1 protein-coding gene is annotated in these 1,154 nt (G+C 59.4%); it reads left to right on the forward strand.

Annotated features, from left to right (window positions below; genetic code table 11):
- Window positions 1-1,154 (forward strand): ATP-binding cassette domain-containing protein (locus RTY00_RS24280; protein ID WP_312666675.1); only part of this gene is annotated, 1,154 nt, incomplete at both ends.

Consider the following 1,154-nt stretch of genomic DNA (forward strand, 5'->3'; position numbering starts at 1 on the left):
CAGCTGGCGTGGATTGCGCCGGTGGCGGTGCTGCTGATGATCTTGCCGGGCGTGCTGAGCCAGAAAAAGCTTTCGAAGCTGGCGCAGCAAAACCTGAAAGAGTCGACGCTGCGTAATGCGGTGCTGGTGGAGAGCGTGCAAGGGTTGGAGGATATCAAGCTGATGCAGGCGGAAGATCGCTTCCTGCAACAGTGGAACAGCTACATTCGCATTACCGCGCAATCCGGCGTGGAGATGCGCAAAGTGATGCACTCGCTGATTACCTGGGGAGTAACCGTACAAGGTTTGGTGTATGCCAGTGTGATTGTGATCGGTGCGCCGATGGTGATCAACGGCGACATCACCACCGGTGCGATTGTGGCGGCGTCGCTGCTCTCTTCACGCATGATTGCGCCGATGGCAACACTGTGCGGCGTGCTGGCGCGCTGGCAACAGGTGAAAGCGGCAAAAGGCAGCCTTGATGCGCTGATGAATTTGCCGGTGGAGAACAGCAAAGATGAAACGCGCATTCACACGCCGGTGCTGTTTGGTCACTACCAATTCACCGATGCGATGTTCCGTTACTACACCGATTCGCTGAACATCGCGCTGCGCATTAAAAGCCTGACCATCAAACCGGGCGAGCGCATCGCGGTGCTGGGACGCAACGGATCGGGCAAATCAACCTTGCTGCAGGCGATGATCGGCGGCATCGATCTGGTCGGTGGTGAACTGCGGCTGGATAACCTCAGCCTGCCGCACATAGATGTGGCGGATGTGCGGCGCAACGTGGGCCTGCTGACGCAAAACGCGCGGCTGTTCCACGGCACGCTGCGGGAAAATCTCACCATGGGCGCGGCGCACGCCACCGATGATGCCATCTTTGGTGCGCTCACCGTCAGCGGCGGCGCGGATTTTATTCGTCGTCTGCCTCTCGGCCTAGATCATCCGATTATGGAAGGCGGCGTTGGGCTTTCTGGTGGTCAGCGTCAGTCGCTGCTGCTGGCGCGTATGCTGCTGCGCGATCCCAACATTATTCTGCTGGATGAGCCGACGGCGGCGCTCGACGATCACACTGAGAAAGAGTTTATCGAACGGCTCGGTCAGTGGCTCAACGGCCGCACCTTGATCGTGGCGACGCACCGTGCGGCGATCCTCGCGCTGGTGGATCGTGT

The organism is Pantoea sp. CTOTU49201 (genome assembly GCF_032054795.1).
GTDB classification, from domain to species: domain Bacteria; phylum Pseudomonadota; class Gammaproteobacteria; order Enterobacterales; family Enterobacteriaceae; genus Pantoea; species Pantoea symbiotica.